The 18,322-nt window shown below is 71.5% G+C and carries 18 protein-coding genes; 8 read left to right on the top strand and 10 right to left on the bottom strand.

Features of this window, described 5'->3' with window-relative positions:
* Window positions 1–69: 69 nt before the first annotated feature.
* The 6 genes from OJ962_RS12695 to OJ962_RS12670 are packed head-to-tail and all read right to left on the bottom strand — an operon-like array spanning window position 70 to window position 5,552.
* Window positions 70–1,587 (bottom strand): sugar transferase, encoded by a 1,518-nt coding sequence (locus OJ962_RS12695; RefSeq protein ID WP_202957885.1) that lies wholly within the window; start codon window positions 1,585–1,587, stop codon window positions 70–72.
* Between the two features lie 5 nt (window positions 1,588–1,592).
* Window positions 1,593–2,726, bottom strand: coding sequence for a DegT/DnrJ/EryC1/StrS family aminotransferase (locus tag OJ962_RS12690; protein WP_202957886.1), 1,134 nt, complete (start codon window positions 2,724–2,726; stop codon window positions 1,593–1,595).
* Window positions 2,727–2,786: 60 nt separating this feature from the next.
* Window positions 2,787–3,314 (bottom strand): acyltransferase, encoded by a 528-nt coding sequence (locus tag OJ962_RS12685; protein ID WP_202957887.1) that lies wholly within the window; start codon window positions 3,312–3,314, stop codon window positions 2,787–2,789.
* Between the two features lie 2 nt (window positions 3,315–3,316).
* Entirely contained in the window at window positions 3,317–3,943 is a 627-nt protein-coding gene (locus tag OJ962_RS12680; RefSeq protein ID WP_202957888.1) for a response regulator transcription factor, read from the bottom strand.
* Complete coding sequence (locus OJ962_RS12675) at window positions 3,940–5,241, bottom strand: nucleotide sugar dehydrogenase (RefSeq protein WP_202957889.1); 1,302 nt, start codon at window positions 5,239–5,241, stop codon at window positions 3,940–3,942. The genes OJ962_RS12680 and OJ962_RS12675 overlap by 4 nt, the downstream gene beginning before the upstream one ends.
* Before the next feature lie 20 nt (window positions 5,242–5,261).
* Window positions 5,262–5,552, bottom strand: a complete 291-nt coding sequence (locus OJ962_RS12670; protein WP_202957890.1) for a hypothetical protein — start codon at window positions 5,550–5,552, stop codon at window positions 5,262–5,264.
* A 195-nt stretch (window positions 5,553–5,747) separates the two neighbouring features.
* Here OJ962_RS12670 and OJ962_RS12665 point away from each other — a divergent pair, with 195 nt between their 5' ends.
* Genes OJ962_RS12665 through OJ962_RS12640 form a run of 6 tightly spaced genes read left to right on the top strand, consistent with a single transcriptional unit; the run spans window position 5,748 to window position 11,389 of the window.
* Window positions 5,748–6,437, top strand: coding sequence for a response regulator (locus tag OJ962_RS12665; RefSeq protein ID WP_202957891.1), 690 nt, complete (start codon window positions 5,748–5,750; stop codon window positions 6,435–6,437).
* A 42-nt stretch (window positions 6,438–6,479) separates the two neighbouring features.
* Window positions 6,480–8,000 carry an NAD(P)H-hydrate dehydratase gene (locus OJ962_RS12660; protein WP_202957892.1) on the top strand — a complete coding sequence of 507 codons (1,521 nt, stop codon included), beginning with the start codon at window positions 6,480–6,482 and terminating at the stop codon, window positions 7,998–8,000.
* Window positions 8,001–8,015: 15 nt separating this feature from the next.
* Window positions 8,016–8,477 carry a CBS domain-containing protein gene (locus tag OJ962_RS12655; RefSeq protein WP_202957893.1) on the top strand — a complete coding sequence of 154 codons (462 nt, stop codon included), beginning with the start codon at window positions 8,016–8,018 and terminating at the stop codon, window positions 8,475–8,477.
* The gene (gene alr, locus OJ962_RS12650) at window positions 8,474–9,502 is read left to right on the top strand and encodes an alanine racemase (protein WP_202957894.1); all 1,029 of its coding nucleotides are present in this window, start codon (window positions 8,474–8,476) and stop codon (window positions 9,500–9,502) included. Before OJ962_RS12655 ends, alr begins: the two co-directional genes overlap by 4 nt.
* A complete protein-coding gene (locus tag OJ962_RS12645; RefSeq protein ID WP_202957895.1) occupies window positions 9,495–10,874 on the top strand; it encodes an HD domain-containing protein in 1,380 nt (459 codons plus the stop codon). Before alr ends, OJ962_RS12645 begins: the two co-directional genes overlap by 8 nt.
* Window positions 10,871–11,389: a GNAT family N-acetyltransferase gene (locus OJ962_RS12640; RefSeq protein WP_202957896.1), complete on the top strand. Its 519-nt coding sequence runs from the start codon at window positions 10,871–10,873 to the stop codon at window positions 11,387–11,389. The genes OJ962_RS12645 and OJ962_RS12640 overlap by 4 nt, the downstream gene beginning before the upstream one ends.
* A gap of 64 nt (window positions 11,390–11,453) precedes the next feature.
* Here OJ962_RS12640 and OJ962_RS12635 read toward each other — a convergent pair whose 3' ends face one another.
* Entirely contained in the window at window positions 11,454–12,473 is a 1,020-nt protein-coding gene (locus tag OJ962_RS12635; RefSeq protein ID WP_238932509.1) for a LacI family DNA-binding transcriptional regulator, read from the bottom strand.
* Between the two features lie 86 nt (window positions 12,474–12,559).
* Here OJ962_RS12635 and edd point away from each other — a divergent pair, with 86 nt between their 5' ends.
* Entirely contained in the window at window positions 12,560–14,365 is a 1,806-nt protein-coding gene (gene edd / locus OJ962_RS12630) for a phosphogluconate dehydratase (protein ID WP_202957898.1), read from the top strand.
* On the top strand, window positions 14,362–14,976 hold the full coding sequence (gene eda / locus OJ962_RS12625) for a bifunctional 4-hydroxy-2-oxoglutarate aldolase/2-dehydro-3-deoxy-phosphogluconate aldolase (RefSeq protein ID WP_202957899.1): 615 nt from the start codon (window positions 14,362–14,364) through the stop codon (window positions 14,974–14,976). Before edd ends, eda begins: the two co-directional genes overlap by 4 nt.
* Here the strand turns inward: eda and OJ962_RS12620 are convergent.
* The 3 genes from OJ962_RS12620 to OJ962_RS12610 form a co-directional block, all read right to left on the bottom strand.
* A complete protein-coding gene (locus OJ962_RS12620) occupies window positions 14,962–15,204 on the bottom strand; it encodes a PqqD family protein (RefSeq protein WP_270006374.1) in 243 nt (80 codons plus the stop codon). The genes eda and OJ962_RS12620 overlap by 15 nt on opposite strands.
* Before the next feature lie 65 nt (window positions 15,205–15,269).
* Window positions 15,270–17,168, bottom strand: a complete 1,899-nt coding sequence (locus OJ962_RS12615; RefSeq protein WP_202957901.1) for an alpha-amylase family protein — start codon at window positions 17,166–17,168, stop codon at window positions 15,270–15,272.
* A 6-nt stretch (window positions 17,169–17,174) separates the two neighbouring features.
* Window positions 17,175–18,074, bottom strand: coding sequence for a hypothetical protein (locus OJ962_RS12610; protein ID WP_202957902.1), 900 nt, complete (start codon window positions 18,072–18,074; stop codon window positions 17,175–17,177).
* Between the last annotated feature and the right edge of the window lie 248 nt (window positions 18,075–18,322).

Here is an 18,322-nt window from a genome sequence, read left to right as displayed (position 1 = left end):
TACGCCTCCGAGTATCTGGAACTGGCGCGCTCGCGAAAACTGGCCGAACGTCGCGGATTCAGCGAACTCTCATGCAGTTCCGCGGCGGCGCAGCAGCTGCACCGGCGTGCGGATCAGCAGACGCAGATCGAGCGTGAGTGACCACCCACGCGCGTACGCGACGTCCAGGTCGAGTGCCTCGCGGAACGTCGCGTGCGCCCGAGCGGTGACTTGCCACAGGCCTGTGATACCTGCAGGGACGAGGAAGCGCTCGAAATGATGGACCTCAAAACTCTCGGTTTCGTACGCCAAGCACGGGCGCGGACCCACGAGCGACATGTCGCCGCGGAGCACGTTGATCAGCTGCGGGAGCTCGTCGAGGCTTGTCTTGCGAAGCCAGTGACCGCTGCGCGTGATCGCGTGCTGGCGCTCGAGCTTGTAGAGGCCGTTGCCCTCGGGCGCGGCGTTGGTGTCCATGGTTGCCTTGATGTACGCACGGTGCTCGCTGTCGTCGGTGTCGACGAACATCGTGCGGAACTTGAGGGTCGTGAACTCCTTCATGTCCAGCCCGATGCGGGTCTGCCGGAAGAAGACGGGGCCTGGCGAGTCCCGGTGCACCCGCCACGCGATGAAAGCGAACAGCGGTGCGGTGGCGATCAGGCCGGCGAGCGATCCGGCTATGTCGATCGTCCGCTTGACGAAGCGCGAGGACCGCGTCAGGCGCACCGGCGGCAGACCGATGAGGGGAAGGCCCTCAACGGTGTGCACGCTGACGCGCGGACCCACGATGTCGAACAACCGCGGTACGAGATCAATCTGCACGCCCATATCGCGCACGGCACGGACCAGTTGCAGCGTCTCGTCGTGAGGGGCGTTCGAGAACGCGATCAGGACGCGTTCGATGCCGTAGGCACGCACGATCTCCGGCAGCAACTCCGGCGGGCCGAGGATGGTGACATCGTCGAGCTCGACGCGGCGCTCCTTGGGCGCGTCGTCGACGAAGCCGACCAGGTTGATGCCGTATTCCGGATGCTGCTTGAGCTTGCGGCCGATCAGCTGGCCGACGTCACCGGCGCCAACGATCAGCGTGTTCTGCATGTAGGCGCTGGACTTGCGACACAGCGAGCGCGCGACCACGCGACCAGTCGTCACGAGCGCAATCGAGAGCAGCCAAAACAGGACCATGCGCGCCGGACTCGGCGTCGTGACGCCGGTCACCCACGTGGCCGCGTAGAAGGTCCAAACGCCGATCGTTACGAGATTGAGGACGCCGGCGAGCTCGTCGACGGTGGAATGCTCGGTCCGCTCCTCGTCCTGGTCATAGAGCCCGGAGAGCTTGCCCGCCGTCACCCACACTGGAAGTGTGCCGAGCAAGAGCAGCAGCTCGGTCGCCGAGCGCAGCTGGCCATGCCGGCCCAGCACCGCGAGCGCGATCACAAACGCCGCCGTGAGCCCGACGACGTCGGCGGCGACGAGCGCCCTGCGGACGAGCCAGCCACGGCTCTGCGGCCGTCTGAACAGCCTGCGCGGCTCGTCGAGCGCCGCCGTTGCCGTCATCAACTCGGCGGCATCCGGGCCGAACAGGCCAGGCTCGTCCAGAGCGCTCACGTGGATCAGGCCGCCTCGTCCAGCGCCTGGAAGTCGTGCACGACCTCGGCGACGCGCTCAATCACGTGATCTTCCATGGTCGGCCACATCGGGAGCGTGCACGACTGCTTGGCCAGCCGCTCGGCGACCGGAAGTGAGCCCGGTCCCTCGCCTTGCGCGGCGTAGGCCTGCGTCAGATGGATCGGCACCGGATAGTGGATGGCGCTCGCAACGCCATGTGCCGCGAGGTGCTCACGCAACGCGTCGCGGGCCGGCGTGGTGACGACGTACTGGTGGAAGACGTGATCCCCGCCGTCTGTGGCCGGAGCCGGCGTGCGCACCGGCCCGCCGCTGAGCGCCTTCGTCAAGGCCGCCGCGGCGCGCCGGCGACCGGCGTTGGCTGCCTCGAGGCGAGGCAGTTTGACGCGCAGCACCGCGGCCTGGATGGCGTCCAGACGCGCCGTCGTGCCCGGCATCCGGTGGTGATATCGCGGGCGCTCCCCGTGTGAACGCAGCAGACGCACGGTGTCGGCGATCTGCTCGTCGTTGGTCACCATCGCCCCAGCGTCACCCCAGGCGCCGAGATTCTTCGCCGGGTAGAAGGAGAACGCGGCCGCGTGGCCGATCGAGCCCGCTCGGCGCTCGCCCAAGAACGCGCCGTGGGCCTGGCAAGCGTCCTCGACCACGAACAGGCCGGCGGCGCGCGCGACCTCGACGATCGGGTCCAGGTCGAGGGTGCGCCCATACAGGTGGACGGGCATGACACAGCGGGTGTTCGGGCCGATGGCCGCTGCGAGGTGCGCCGCCGTCATCAGCGCCGTGTCCGGATCGACATCGACGAACCGAGGCTGTGCCCCGACGAGCGTGACTGCCTCGGCTGTAGCGATGAACGAATTCGCCGGGACGATGACCTCATCTCCGGGACCGACGCCGAGCGCGCGCAACGCCAGGGCCAGCGCCTCAGTGCCCGAAGACAACCCGACGGCGTGAGCGGTTCCGCAGTAATCGGCGAACTCGCGATCGAAGGCGTCGACCTCTGGGCCGCCGATGAAGGCCGAGCGGGAAGCCAGATCGCCGACGACCGCCAGAAGCTCCTCGGTCAGCGCGGGATCCGCATTGTCGAGACGGGTGAGCGGGATTTCAGTGTGCGTGGAAGTCATGGTCTTAGAGCCGCAAGTGTCCCCGTCGGCCCGGGCGGGTGCGTACTACGAATGGGTAGATCAGGCCCGTCCGCTTTGGGCGGTCGCGAACGTGGCGCGTGCGGGCACTCCGGCCACGGTCTCCCCCGGTGCGACGTCACGCGTGACGACTGCGCCGGCGCCGATCAGCGCGCCCGCGCCGATCCGCACACCACCGAGGATCACAGCTCCCGTTCCGATGCTCGAACGGTCTTCGACGACGGTCGGCAACAGCTCCCAGTCCGCCTCCGTTTGCAGACTGCCAATCGCGGAGGTCGCCGCGGGACGCTTGTCGTTGACGAACATGACGCCGTGGCCGACGAACACCTCGTCGCCGATCGTGACGCCATCACAGATGAAGGTGTGACTCTGGATCTTGCAGCGCGCGCCGATCGACGCCCCGCGCTGGACCTCGACGAACGTGCCGATGCGGCTCTCGTCGCCGATCCGGCAGCCGTAGAGGTTCGTGAACGAGTACACCAGCACGCCTGCTCCGAACTCGACGTCGCGGAGCAGGCGGTAGGGCGCCTCGTTGGCCGGGGCGGACCCAGCCGGCAGCGAGGCGGTCACGGTCAGGAAGCGAGGCGCTCCGGCGCGGTGAGGTTGTGCACGTGCGCGTAGCGGCTGGCCTCGGTGCGGTTGGCCACGCCGAGCTTGCGGTAGGTGTTCGACAGGTGGAACTTGACGGTCTGCTCGGTCACCCACAGCTGGCGGGCGATGCGGCTGTTGGTGTGGCCCTCCGCGACGAGCTGGAGGATCTCGAGCTCACGGTCGGTGAGCGGGCAGTCGGTCTCGGCGACCGTCGCCGCGCGCGGCTCGTAGCGGTGCACGACGTTGTTGAGCGAGATCTCGCGCAGTAGCGTGCCCAGCGACACCGGGTGCACGTTCTTGGACACGACGGCGTTCGCGCCGGCCGCGAACGCGGCGTCGAGCGAATCCGAATCCATCCGCAGGGTGAGCATGAGGGAGGTGGCATCCGGCGCCAGCGCCTTGATCTCCTTCAGGCGCGACATCGCAGATTCGATCTCCTGCATGTCGTCCACCAGGACGACGTCGGGCTTGAGCTCCGCGAGCGCCTCGGCGATCGAGTTGCGTCCGTCGAAGAAACCGACGACTTGGAAGCCGGCCGTCTGGCGCAGCGCCATCCGGATGGCCTGAACGACGAACGAATGGTCCGCCACGATCATCAGACGCTTCATGCCGCCACCTCCGTGGGCTCGATGTCGGCGTCCCGCTGAGGCAGGACGGCCATGTTCATGGGCGGCCTCGCTGCCGCCCGCGTGGTGCGGGTGACCCCGCGATAGTCGACCGTCGGCACCTTCGCCGCGACGGCCATGTGATCGATGCCCGGGTGAGCGGTGACAATCAGCGCGATGTCAGCGCCGTCGAGCGTGTCCTCGAGGGACGTGTTGGTGAGGCCGAACTTCGCCAACTCGGGGACGAACTCGTCGTGGTAGACGACGTTGCCGCCGAGCGACTGCAGGCGCTCGATGATCTTCAGCGCCGGCGACTCGCGCGTGTCGCCGACGGCCGGCTTATACGCGACGCCGAGGATCGCGATCTTGGAGCCCTTGACGGCCTTGCCGAGGTCGTTGAGCTTGCGCTCGGCGCGTTCGACGCAGACGTACGGCATGTTTTGGTTGACCTTGCCGGCGAGCTCGATGAACTCGGTCGAGAAGTCGTACTCACGCGCCTTCCAGGACAGATAGAACGGGTCCACGGGGAGGCAGTGGCCGCCCATGCCGGGGCCCGGCTCGAAGCGCATGTAGCCGAACGGCTTGGTCGCGGCCGCGTCGATGACCTCGTAGATGTCGACGCCCATGCGCTCGGCCAGCATTCCGAGCTCGTTGACGAGCGCGATGTTCACGCTGCGGAAGATGTTCTCGAGCAGCTTCGCCATCTCGGCCACCTCAGGGGTGGTCACGGGAACGATGGACTCGCAGACCTTGCCGTACAGGCCTTCGGCCTTCGCGGCGCACGCGGGCGTGAGGCCGCCGATGATCTTCGGCGTGTTCTCCAGGCTGAACGTCTCGTTGCCCGGATCGACGCGCTCGGGCGAGAAGGCGAGGTGGAAGTCGACGCCGGCCTGCAGGCCCGTTTCCTCCAGGATCGGCAGCAAGCGCTCACGCGTGGTGCCCGGGTACGTCGTGGACTCGAGGACGACGAGCTGGCCGGCCTGCAGCACGTCCGAGACGGACTGGGCGGCGGCGAGCAGCGGGCCGAGATCCGGCTCGCGGTTCGCGGTCAGCGGGGTCGGGACGGCGATGATGATCGCGTCGGCGAGCGCCAGGCGCGAGGTGCGCGTGGTGGCCTCCAGCTGCGGGCGGACGGCGGCGAGCTGCTCCGACGGGATGTCCTCGATATAGGACTCTCCGCGCCGGATCGAGGCGACCTTGGCCACGCTCGTGTCGATGCCGATCACTCGCTCGCCGGCCTCGGCGAACGCGACGGCCAGTGGAAGGCCGACGTAGCCGAGCCCAACGATGCCGATGGTCATGCTTCCTCCTTGACGGTGACTCATGCAATTCCCTCAGTGGACGCTGCGTCCGGGCCCAGGCGATCGCGCAGCCCGGTCATCAGGCCGGCGATCTGCTCGCCTGCCGACTCGCGGAGCTCGTGGAAGAGCCGGGCGGTCTCCGCATGGCCGTCCTGCGTCGCCTCGAACTCGAACACGCGGTAGCGTGCGCGAAGTTCAAGGTTCAGGGTCAGCGCGCGGAGCAGGTTCTGGAGCGTCTGATCGACGTCGTCCGCTTCGCGCAGGCCAGCCAGGCTTGACCGCGTTCCGTGTTCGCCTTGCCACTTGGACACGGGAACAGCCTCGCGGCTAGACCTAGGTCGTGGAAGGTGGTCTTCACCTGACCAGGTCGGGCTCGTTTCTGCCGACCGTGGGGGACTTCAATACCCCACTAAACGGATATCCGACCCCCCGCGGGCAGAAAAATCCCCCACAGCGGCCGATGACCTACGTACCATGCGGCTTGCACGGACCCGGAGGCTCCGCCAGTGATTGACAAGGACGACAACCCACAAGAGACGGTGCTGCGGACGATCATCGCGGATGACGATCCGCTGGTGCGTCGTCTCATCCGGGACACGCTGCAGCGCGCCGACGTCACCGTCATCGCGGAGGCGTCCACCGGCCGCGAGGCCGTCGAGCTCGCGCTCTTCTACCGCCCGGACGTCGTCGTGATGGACTACATGATGCCCGAGATGGACGGCATCGAGGCCACACGCCGGATCTATGAGCAGGACCCGTCGATCCGCATCGTGCTGCTCACGGGTGCAGGCGACGAGGAGCTCGGCCTGCGCGGGCTGCGCGCCGGCGCGTCGGGCTATCTGTCCAAGGAGGTCGAGCTCGAGGCGCTCCCGCGCGCGCTGCGCGGCGCGCTCGACGGTGAGGCCGCGATCTCGCGCCAGCTCGCGATGAAGCTGATCGAGCGCTATCGCGCCTCACCGACCGGCGGCGCCGGCCTGCGTCCGGTCCGCTCGCGGCTGACCGACCGCGAGTGGGAGGTACTGGACCTGCTCTCGACGGGCGCGACGACCGACCAGATCGCCAAGCAGCTCGTGCTGTCGAGCGAGACGGTCCGTTCGCACCTGAAGAACCTGTACCGCAAGCTCGAGGTCAACTCGCGCGAAGAAGCGGTGCGGGCGGCGTCGAAGCTGCGCAGCATCTCCGGGCTGCCCGCTTAGCTGCCCGCTTTGCGTCCTCGCGCCGGATAACTTTCCGGCCCGATGACTGCGCTCCCCCGATGGATGGAGCCCCTGCTCGAGGCGGGGGAGATGCGTGAGCTGGATCGCTGGGCGATCAGCGAGAAGAAGGTGCCGGTCGAGCAGCTCATGGAGCGCGCCGGCGAAGGGCTGGCGGGCGTGATCGCGCGGCGCGCACCCGCGGGCCGGATCGCGATCGTCTGCGGCAAGGGCAACAACGGCGGGGACGGGATCGTCGCCGCCCGGCTGCTGCGCGCGGCCGGGCGCGAGGTCGAGGTCCACGCCGTGTGGCCGCCCGAGTGGATGGGCGAGGACGCCCAGGCGCAGATCAAGAAGCTCCCCGGGGCGGGCCCGATCCCGTTCGAGGCGGGGCGGCTGAACAAGGCGCACGTGATCGTCGACGCGCTGCTCGGGACGGGGTCGTCTGGGGTGCCGCGCGAGCCGGCCGCGCGCGTGATCGAGGAGATGGAGGCGGCGCGGGCGCCGGTCATCGCGGCCGACATCCCCTCGGGCGTGGACGCAACCACCGGCGAGGTGGCGGGCCCGGCGGTGCACTGCGTGGCGACGGTCGCGTTCCACCGGCCCAAGCTCGGCGTCTGGGTGCGGCCGGGGAAGGCCTACGCGGGCGATGTGGAGGTCGTGGAGATCGGCATCCCGCGCGGCGGCCCGGCGCGGCCGGACGCGGGGCTGATCGGCGCGGGCGTCCTGCGCGACATGCCGCGGCGCACGTCCGAGTCGACCAAGTTCTCCTCCGGCAACGTCTTCATCGTCGGCGGCTCGCGCGGGCTGACGGGCGCGCCGTCCATGAGCGCACTGGCCGCGATGCGCGCCGGCGCAGGCTATGTGACGGTCGGCGCGCCGGCCAGTCTCGAGCTCAGCTTCACGGTGAGACTGTTGGAGGCGATGATGGTCGGGCTGCCCGAGGACGGGGACGGGCACCTGGACGTCTCGGGCGAGGAGCAGGTGCTCAAGGCGATCGGCCGCGCGGACGCCGTGGTGCTGGGTCCGGGCCTGTCGAAGGCCCCGGACGCGCAGGCGCTCGCGCGCGCGGTGATCCCGCGCATCGACGTGCCGCTCGTGATCGACGCGGACGGCCTGAACGCGCTGGTCGGCAGCGTCGAGGAGATCCTGCCCCAGCGGCGCTGGCCGACCGTGCTCACGCCGCACGCTGGGGAGCTGGCGCGGCTGCTGGACACGACGTCGGAGGACGTGGAGCGCTCGCGGCTGCGTCACGCGCGCGAGGCGGCGGCAATCACGCACGCGTTCGTGGTGCTCAAGGGCGACGACACGCTGATCGCCGACCCGTCCGGCCGTGTGGCGATCTCGCGTGGGCGCGCGCCGGGGCTGGCGACGGCCGGGACCGGCGACGTGCTGGCGGGCGTGATCGGCGCGATGCTGGCCAAGGGGATGCCGACGGCGCAGGCCGCGTGCGCCGGCGTCTACGCGCACGTGCGCGCGGGGCAGATCGCCGCGGCGCCGCATGGGCCGGACGGTGTGATCGCCTCGGACGTCATCGCTGCGCTGCCCGCGGCGCTCAGCGCCTAACCTCTCGCCGAGCACATGGCGCTGACGGTCCGCGACATCATGGAGACGAACGTCCCCTCGGTCTATCCCGACGACCCGATCGAGCAGGTCGTGCACACGCTGCGCGACCACGAGCTCCCGGGCGTCCCGGTGGTCAACGAGGGCGGGCGCTGCGTCGGGATCATCACCGAGTCCGACCTGGTGATGGTGGGCGAGACCGAGGACCTGCACCTCCCGCACTACATCGAGCTCTTCGGGGGCATCGTGTTCCTGGAGTCGACGAAGAAGTTCGAGGAGCGCCTGCGCAAGGCGATCGGGGCCAAGGCCGCCGACGTCATGACCGAGGATCCGATCACGATCGAGCCCGACGCGACGGTCGCCGAGGCCGGGCGGGTGATCGCGCGCCACAAGCACAACCGGCTGCCGGTCGTCGAGCACGGGCGCCTGATCGGCGTCGTCACGCGCATCGACGTCCTGGACGCCCTGACGGCGGAGTGAGAGCGCTCGCGCGCATCTCGACGGGCGCGATCGAGCGCAACTGCGCGCGGCTCGCGACGCTCGGGCCGCTGTGCGCGGTGGTCAAGGCCAACGGCTACGGGCACGGGGCGGTCGAGGCGGCGCGCGCGGCCCAGCGCGGTGGCGCGGCGTGGCTCGCCGTGGCGACCGCGAACGAGGCGGCCGAGCTGCGGGCGGCGGGGATCTCCGGTCCGCTGCTGGTGATGGGCGCGCTCGCGCCGGACGAGCTGCGCACGGCGCTGCGCGCCGAGGCCGACGTGATCGCGTGGCGGGAGGCGTTCGTCGCCGGGCTGCCCCCCTCCGCGCGCGTGCACGTGAAGCTGGACACCGGCATGGGGCGGCTGGGCACGCGGGACCCGGCGGAGGCCGAGCGCGTGGCGGCCGCCGCCGGCGACCGGCTCGTGGGGGTGATGACCCACTTCGCGACGGCCGACGACGATCCCGCGTTCATGCGTGAGCAGCTGGAACGGTTCGTGCCCTGGGCCGACCAGTTCGGCGTCATGCGCCACGCCGCCAACTCCGCGGGCGCGCTGGGGGAGCCGGAAGCGCGGCTGGACCTGCTGCGCTGCGGGATCGCGATCTACGGCATGGACCCGTTCCACCGCGACCCGGCCGACCACGGGCTCGAGCCGGCGCTCTCGCTCGTGAGCTACGTCGCCGCGGTCAAGCGCGCGCGGGCCGGCGACAGCGTGGGCTACGGGCGGCGCTTCATCGCAGAGCGTGACACGTGGGTCGGCACGATCCCGATCGGCTACGGCGACGGGTACCGGCGCGGGCTCACGGGCCGCGCCGAGGTGCTGGTCGGCGGGCGGCGGGTGCCGCTCGCGGGCACGGTCTCGATGGACAACATCACGGTCGACCTCGGCGAGGACCCGGTCGATCTCGGCACCGAGGCCGTGCTGATCGGCCAAGGCCTGCTCGCGGAGGAGCTCGCGTCCAAGCTGGGCACGATCAACTACGAGATCACGTGCGGGCTGACGGCGCGCGTGCCGCGGACCTATGAGTGAGGCGCTCGAGATCGCGCGCGCCACGTTGGCCGGCGAGACGGCCTGGCTGGTCGGCGGCGCGGTCCGCGACCAGCTGCTCGGGCGCGACACCGACGACGTGGACCTCGCCCTTCCCGGGGACCCGAAGCGCTGCGCGAAGGCGATCGCGCGCGCGTCCGGCGGCACCGCGTTCCAGCTGAGCGGCGCGTTCGGCGCCTGGCGGGTGGTGGGGCCGGAGCACGCCTGGCACATCGATCTCGTGACGCTGCGCGACGACGACATCGTCGCCGACCTTGCGGCGCGCGACTTCACCATCAACGCGATGGCCGAGCCGCTCGCGGGCGGCGAGCTCGTCGACCCGCACGGGGGCCGCGCCGACCTCGAGCGCCGGCTGGTGCGTATGGTGAGCGAGCGGGCGCTCGAGGAGGACCCGCTGCGCAGTCTGCGAGCGGTGCGGATCGCGGTCGAGCTCGGGCTGGAGATCGACCCGCCGACGGGCGCGGCCGCTGCCCGGCACGCCGCCGGCATCGCGGCGGTCGCCAACGAGCGCGTCTTCGGCGAGCTCAAGCGGGTGGTGAGCGCCGACGCCGTGCGCCGCGGGCTCGCGGCGATGGAGGCGTACGGGCTGACGCAGGTCGTGTTGCCGGAGCTGACGGCGCTGCACGGGATCGAGCAGAGCCGCTTCCACCATCTCGACGTCCACGACCACACCCTGGAGGTGCTGGACGCCGTCGCGCTGTTGCAGCGCGACCCGGCGGCGGCCGGCCTCGACGACGCGGTGCGGACGCTGCTCGCCGAGCCGCTGTCGGACGAGCTGACCCGTGGGGAGGCGCTGCGCTGGGCCGCCCTGCTGCACGACGCGGCCAAACCCGACACGCGCGGCGAGTACCAGGGCCGGGTGACGTTCATGGGTCACGACGTCGCGGGCGCGCAGCTCGCGCGCGACGTGCTCGGGCGGCTGAAGTCCTCCCAGCGCCTGCGCGACTACGTCGCCGCGGTCACGCTCCACCACCTCGACGCCGGCTTCCTCGTGCACGAGCGGCCGCTGGACCGGCGGATCGTCTGGCGCTACCTGCGCGCCACGCAGCCCTACAGCGCCGACACGACCATCTTCACCGTGGCCGACCGGCTCGCCACGCGCGGCGACAACAGCGGGCCGGCGATCGAGGCGCACCTCGAGGTCGCGCGCGAGCTGCTGGCGGCGGCGCGCGAGGAGGACGCCGCCGGCCCGCCGAAGCCGTTGGTGCGCGGCGACGAGCTGATCAAGGAGGCCGGCGTACCCGCGGGCAAGCAGCTCGGGACGATCCTCGCCCAGCTGGAGGAGGATCGGTACGCGGGGGAGATCGTCACTCGCGAGGACGCGCTGGCCCGGGCCCGCGAGCTCGCGCGGTGAAGATCGCGTTCGGCGGACACGGCGTCGAGGCCGAGCTCGCGCGGATCGTCAACGCCGCCTACGACAGCGGCGAGGCCGGCCTCTGGCGGCCGGGCTGGCGGCGGGTGAGCGCCGAGCGGATGCGCGAGCTCGTCGCGGCGGGTGAGATCGCGGTGGCCGGCGACCCGCCGGTCGGCTGCGTGCGCATCCAGCGCCTCGACGAGGACACCGCGATGTTCGGCATGCTGTCCGTCGACCCCGCCGCGCACGGAACCGGGCTGGGCAGGGCGCTGATCGCGTTCGCCGAGTCCGCGTACGACGTCTCTGAGATGGAGCTCGAGCTGCTGATCCCGCGCGGCGCGCCGCTCCCGAGCAAGGTCCGGTTGCACGACTGGTACTCCCGGCTCGGCTACCGGCAGGTCGGCCGACGGGACTTCGACGAGCCAGAGCTCGCGCGCCCCGCCGACCTCTGGGTCTACCGGAAGAACCTGCGCGCCGCCCCGGCGACGGACGCGCCTCCACGTGCGGACACGTAGATGGAGAGGAGCAGGGCGGAGACGCCCAGCTCCCGTGGGTTGGAGGGGACCATGTTCATCAGGGTTACGCGAGCGCGTGAGCTGCGCGTGACGATCCTGTGCACCCGCAGGAGTCACGGTGCACGAACGTCGCCTCCAGCCGCTCGGTCCTGACGGGCCGCGACGGGTCTTGTAGGCGCGAGAGCAGCAGCTCCACGGCGCGCGCGCCGAGCTCGGTCGTCGGCTGGCGGATGACGGTCAGCCGCGGTGCGAACAGGTCGGCCCACTCGAAGTCGTCGAAGGCCACGAGCGCGATGTCCTCGGGGACCGTCAGGTCGCGCTCGTTGATCGCGCGGAGTAGGCCGATGGTCATGAAGTTGTTGCCGGACACCACCGCGGTCGGCGGCTGGTCGAGGTCCAGCAGCGCGTGCATCGCCGCGCGCGCCTGGTCGCGCTGGGAGCCGCCCTCGGCCACGAGCGCCGGGTCGAACGGCACGCCGGCGCGGTCGAGCGCCATCCGGTAGCCGCGCACGCGCTCCTCGGTCGTGGAGAGGCCCGGGATGCCGATCGCCATCGCGATCCGCGTGTGGCCGATGTCGACCAGGTGCTCCACGAGGCGGGCCGTCGGCTGCTCGTTGTCGCAGCCGACCTGGTCGAGCGCGACGTCGAGGAAGCGGTCCAGCAGCACCACGGGGATCTCGGCCGACTCCAGATACGGCAACGCGGACTCCAGCGCACCGACCGACGGCGCCAGCAGCAGCCCGTCGACCTGGCGCTCGGCCAGCGTGCGCACGATCCGCAGCTCGTGCTCGGGGTCCTCGCGCGTGTCGCCGAGCAGCAGGGTGTGGCCGGCACGGCCCGCCGCGGCCTCGACCGCGGCGACCACGTCCATGAAGTACGGGTTCGACAGGCCGGAGATCGCGAGCCCCAGCGACTGCGTGCCGCCGCGGGCCAGCGCCCGCGCCAGCGTGTTGGGCCGGTAGCCCGTGCGCTCGATCGCGTCGAGCACGGCGCGGCGTGCCTTCTCGCTCGCCGGGCGGGTCCCGTTGATGACGTGCGAGACCGTCGTCACGGACACGCCCGCGAGCTTGGCCACCTCGGACATGGTCACCACGGGACGAAGTTTAACGGGCTGTGAAGAGATCCCGCAAGCGCTTGCGCGCAAGCGCTTGCGCCGGTACCGTCAGACCCATGCACCCCGTCATCGCCGAGGTCACTGCCCGTATCGCGGCCCGCTCCGCCGAGCGCCGCGGCGCGTACGTGCAGCGCATCCGGGCGGCCGCCGCCGAAGGACCGGCGCGAGGAGCCCTGGGCTGCGCCAACCTCGCCCACGGCTTCGCCGCCTGCGGGCCCGACGAGAAGCTCCACCTGATGGGCGCCGAGCGCCGCAACGTGGCGATCGTCTCCGCCTACAACGACATGCTCTCTGCGCACCAGCCGCTGGAGCGCTACCCCGCGATCTTGAAGAAGGCCGTCCTGCAGGCCGGCGGCGTCGCCCAGTTCGCCGGCGGCGTGCCCGCCATGTGCGACGGCATCACGCAGGGCCGCGCCGGCATGGAGCTCAGCCTGTTCTCGCGCGACGTCGTCGCCATGAGCACGGCCGTCGCGCTCAGCCACGACATGTTCGACGCCGCGCTGATGCTCGGCGTGTGCGACAAGATCGTCCCCGGGCTGCTGATCGGCGCGCTCTCCTTCGGGCAGCTGCCGACGATCTTCGTCCCGGCCGGCCCGATGCCGAGCGGCCTGCCCAACACCGAGAAGAGCCGCATCCGCCAGCTCTACGCCGAGGGCAAGGTGGGCCGCGAGGAGCTGCTGGAGGCCGAGTCGGCGTCCTACCACTCCGCCGGCACGTGCACGTTCTACGGCACGGCGAACTCCAACCAGCTCGTGCTCGAGGCGATGGGCCTGCACCTGCCGGGCGCGAGCTTCGTCAACCCTGGCACGCCGCTGCGCCGCGCCCTGACCGAGCACGCCGGCCGCGCGGTGCTCGACGCCACGCCGATCGGCGAGATCGTCGACGAACGGGTCGTCGTCAACGGCGTCGTCGCGCTGCTCGCCACGGGCGGCTCCACCAACCACACGATGCACCTCGTGGCGACCGCGGCCGCCGCCGGCATCACGCTCACCTGGGACGACTTCAACGACCTGAGCGCGCACGTCCCGCTGCTGGCCCGTGTGTACCCGAACGGCGCCGCGGACATCAACCACTTCCAGCAGGCGGGCGGCATGCCGTTTCTGATCGGCGAGCTGCTCGACGCCGGCCTCATGCATCCGGACGTGGACACCGTCGCCGGGCACGGCCTCGGCCGCTACCGCGATGAGCCGTTCCTGCACGAGGACGGGACGCTGGACTGGCGCCCGGCCGCGCGCGGGTCCAAGAACGAGTCGGTGCTGCGGCCGGTCGCCGAGGCGTTCGCGCCCGACGGCGGCATCCGCGTCCTGGACGGCGCGCTCGGCCGCGCCGTCATGAAGGTCAGCGCCGTGGCGCCCGAGCACCGCGTCGTGACCGCGCCCGCGCGCGTGTTCGACGACCAGCTCGACTTCCTGGCGGCGTTCGACCGCGACGAGCTCAACCACGACTTCGTGGCCGTCATCCGCCATCAGGGCCCGCGCGCGAACGGCATGCCGGAGCTGCACAAGCTCACCCCGGCGCTCGGCGTGCTGATGGATCGCGGCCACCGCGTCGCACTCGTCACCGACGGCCGCATGTCCGGCGCCTCGGGCAAGGTCCCGGCCGCCATCCACTGCACGCCCGAGGCCGCCGCGGGCGGCCCGCTCGCCCGCGTGCGCGACGGCGACGTCATCCGCGTCGACGCCGAGGCCGGCCGTCTGGACATCGACGTCGACCTCAACGAGCGCGAGCCGTGGTTCCCCGAGTACGCCACGCACGGCACCGGCCGCGAGCTGTTCGCGGGCTTCCGCGAGCGCGTCGGCCGTCCGGACGAGGGCGCCTCCGTATTCGCGCCCAGCCTTCCTCCCCAGGTGGTGATTGCATGACGACCGTGACTCTCACCACGCAAGCACTCGTCGCGCTGGCCCCGGTCGTCCCGGTGGTCGTGATCGACGAGCTCGACGACGCCGTCCCGCTGGCCGCCGCGCTCGTGCGCGGCGGCCTCCCGGCGATCGAGGTGACGCTGCGCACGCAGCCGGCCCTCGCCGCGATCGAGCGGATCGCGGCCGAGGTCGAAGGCGCCGTCGTCGGCGCCGGCACCGTCACCACGCGCCAGCAGGTCGACGACGCGCTCAGCGCGGGCGCGCGCTTTCTCGTCTCCCCTGGCGCCACGCCCGCGTTGCTGGACGCGCTGCAGGGCAGCGGCGTGCCGTTCCTGGCCGGCACGGCGACGCCGTCGGACGTCATGGCGCTGCTCGAGCGCGGGATCACCCACGCCAAGTTCTTCCCCGCGGAGGTCAACGGCGGGGTGCAGGCGCTGAAGGCGTTGGCGGGCCCGTTCCCGCAGATGCGCTTCTGCCCGACCGGCGGCATCGACGCGGCGAAGGCGCCCGAGTACCTGGCCCTGCCGAACGTCGTGTGCGTGGGCGGGTCCTGGATGACCAAGGGCGACGTCGAGCGTCTCGCGGCCGAGGCCGCGGCGCTACCCGTTCAGTAGCCCGCGCGCGTCGAAGACGGCGAACAGCTCGTCGACGTCCGACGCCAGCTGGTTCGGCGCGGCGGCGTACTGCGCCGACACGGACTCGACGAGCTTCTCGAGGCTGGTGCCCTCCACCAGCGCGCGCCACAGCGGGCTGCCGGCCTCGTGCGCGGCGAGGCAGAGCGCGGAATGCTCGTCCATCGCGATGATGTCGGCGTCTTCGTCGGCCCAGCCCCCGTGCGTCATGCGAGCCATGATGTGACACGGGCCGGGGGAAGTCGCCGTACAAACGTCCAGTACGCGGAAATTCCCTAGCCATGCAGCCAGAGGTGCTGATAGGGCGCCAGCACCACGGCAGCCTCGTGGAGCTCGACCGGGCGCCCGTCGACCTCGCCCGCGGCGGCGTCCACCGCAAAGCCGCGCAGCGCTTCAGACGTGACCGCCTGCGGCGTGGGGGTGAAGTTGCCGAGCACGAGCAAGCGCTCGCCGGCCTGCTCGCGCAACAGGCCGAAGACATGCTCGTTGCCGGTCCAGTGCGGCTCGACGACGCCTTGAACGTGGATCGCGCGGGTCGCGCGGCGCGCCGCGATCAGCCGCCGCAGCCCAGCCCACAGCCGTCCCTGCACCGAGTCGGGGTCGTGGCGGCGCGCGGCGGCGTCCCAGTCCATCGCCGGCCGGTGCATCCAGCGGTTGTCGTCGGCCTTGTCCGGCTCGTCGCGGTAGGAGGCGTCGTTGAGCAGACCGAGCTCGTCGCCCATGTAGATCAACGGCAGCCCGCCGTGCGCGAACGCGATCGCGTGCAGCAGCAGCACGCGGCGGATCGCGAGCTCGACCGCCGGCTCGTCCGGCGCGCTCTCGAGCCCGGCCAGCGAGCCGCAGGTGCCGGACGTGCGCGCCTCACCCGTGCGCGGGTCGGGCTGGAAACGGCCGCCGCGCGCGAACGTGCCCGGGAACTCACCGGCGTACCAGTCGGCGAGGAAGCGCCGGTGCAGGTACGCGTCCTCGCCCACGCGCGCCGCGTCGTCGGGTGTGATCGCCCAACCGATGTCGTCGTGGCAGCGCACGTAGGTGAGCCAGCCGGCGCCGGGCGGGACGGGGGGCATCGCCAGCAGCGTCGAGGTCATCAGCTCCACGCGCCCGCTGGCGAGCGCGCTCCAGAGCAGGACCATGAGCACGTTGTGGTAGGCGAGGTCGCACTCCTTGCCCTCGTGCTTGCCCGTGCCCAGGTAGGGGACGAGGTCCTGCGGCGCGACGATCGCCTCGGCCTTGAACGCGACGGCGGGCGCGGCGATCCGCATGGCCGCGCGGAACGCCTGCAGCAGCTCGTGGACCTCGGGCTGGTTCTGGCAGTTGGTGCCGAGCCGCTTCCACAGGAACGGCGCGGCGTCCAGGCGCAGGACGTCGACGCCCACCGCGGCCAGGCCGAGCATCGCCTCCGCCATGGCGACGAACACGTCCGGGTTCGTGTAGTCGAGGTCCCACTGGTAGGAGTTGAACGTCGTCCAGACCCAGCGCTGGTGCTCGTCGCTCCACGTGAACGAGCCGGGAGCGGTGTCCGGGAACACGTCGGGCAGCGTGCGCTCGAACGCGTCCGGCTGCTCGCGGTCCGGGGACGTGCGCAGGAACGCGGGATCGCGGGCCCACGGGTGCTCGGCCGCGACGTGGTTGAGCACGAGGTCCACGCACAGCGCCATCCCGGCTTCCCGCAGGTCGTCGGCCAGCGCGCGCAGGTCGTCCATCGTCCCCAGCGCCGGCTCGACGGCGCCGTAGTCCACCACCGCGTAGCCGCCGTCGTTGGGCGCCGGCCGCGCCGCCAGCAGCGGCATCAGGTGCAGGTAGGTGACGCCGAGCTCGCGCAGGTACGGCAACCGCTTGCGCACGCCGGCGAGCGTCCCCGCGAACTTGTCGACGTAGGTCACGTAGCCGACGGCCTGCTCGCGCTGCAGCCAGTCCGGCGTGACCTCGCGCTCGTGGTCGAGCATCCGCAGCGCGCGCGGGCGCTCGGCGGCGGTCGCGGCGATCGCGCGCAGCAGCCGCTCCCACGCGCTCGCGAACCGCGCGTCGTCCCCGTACAACGCCACCAGCGGGTCGCGCAGCTCGGTGAAGAAGCGCTCGAAGCGCACCGCGAACGCGTCGTCGCCCTCCGCCCACCGCAGTGCCGCCTCGTAGTCCGCGCGCACCCGGGCGCGCATCGCGTGGACGTTCTGCACGCGCGCCTAGTCGCGGAGCTCTTTGATGATCTGGTGGGTCATCGTGTCCGCCTCGGAGGCGGCGCTCGGTGACTTCACCTCGCCGGCCAGCTTCTCGGCGATCTCGTCGGACCAGTCGTGCGTCTGCAGCAGCAGGAAGCGCAGCATCGCGATCCGCAGGTAGCGCTCGGTCTCGGTGCCGCCGCCGCCGAGGCCGGCCTCGCGCAGGACGTTGACGACGGGCTCGTACTCCTCGTCGAACCACAGCTCGGCGAGCTCGCGGCGGCCGATCAGGCGCTCGCGGTCCAGGGACACGCGGTAGCCCCAGCCCTCCACGAGCGTCGCCAGCTGCGCGTAGCGCCACTCGTCGGACAGCTGGATGCGGGCGCGCTTGTCCGGCGCCAGCGGCACGCGCTCGTGGAAGACGCGCTCGTGGCGCTTGAGCGGCAGGTCGGCCATCTGCAGCTCGCGCCCCGCCCCGAGCTTCGTGCGCACCTCCGTCACGCGCGCGTTGATGTCCTTCTCCTTGAGCGCGCGGGCGACGGACACGCGATGGTGGCCGTCGCGGACGAAGTGCAGGTCGCCGATCCGGAAGACGTCGATCGGCGGCATCGCCTCGCCGCGCTTGCGGGCCTCGGCGATCCGTTCCCAGCGGCCGCGCGTGCCGGGGGAGGGGCGGAAGTTGCGGTCGAACTCCCCGCGCCGGCGGTCCACGGTGCCGACGATCGAGTCCAGCGAGATCACCTGCTCACCGAGGTCCACCCGCGACGTCGCGCCGAGCGCGGCCACGACCTCGTCGAACGGAAGCATGTGGCTCACGTCGTCGGGCTCGAACCGCAGGCGCGACGCCAGCTGCGACAGCACGCGCCGCCGCCGCTCGCGGTCGAAGGCGATCTTCGCGTCTTCTCTCGGGAGGCCGGTGCTCACCGTTGCGCCCACGCTACGCCCGTCGAGCGCGGGAATCCAGTGGCTTCCCCCGTCGCGTCAGCCCTTGGACGTCGGATCGGTGCGGCGAGCCGGGGCATCCGCGCAGGATCGCACGCACGCCCCGGGTGCGGCTTCACCACTTGTCGGGGAACGTGCGCTCCCAGGCCGCCTGGACCTGGTCGCGGTCGCGGACGACCCGTGCGTCCGGACGCACGCCCTCAGCGTCGTGAGCCGGCCGCCGGCGGGAT

The sequence above is a fragment of the Solirubrobacter deserti genome, from assembly GCF_027587175.1.
GTDB lineage: Bacteria > Actinomycetota > Thermoleophilia > Solirubrobacterales > Solirubrobacteraceae > Solirubrobacter > Solirubrobacter deserti.
This window is presented reverse-complemented; position numbering and strand designations above follow the sequence as displayed.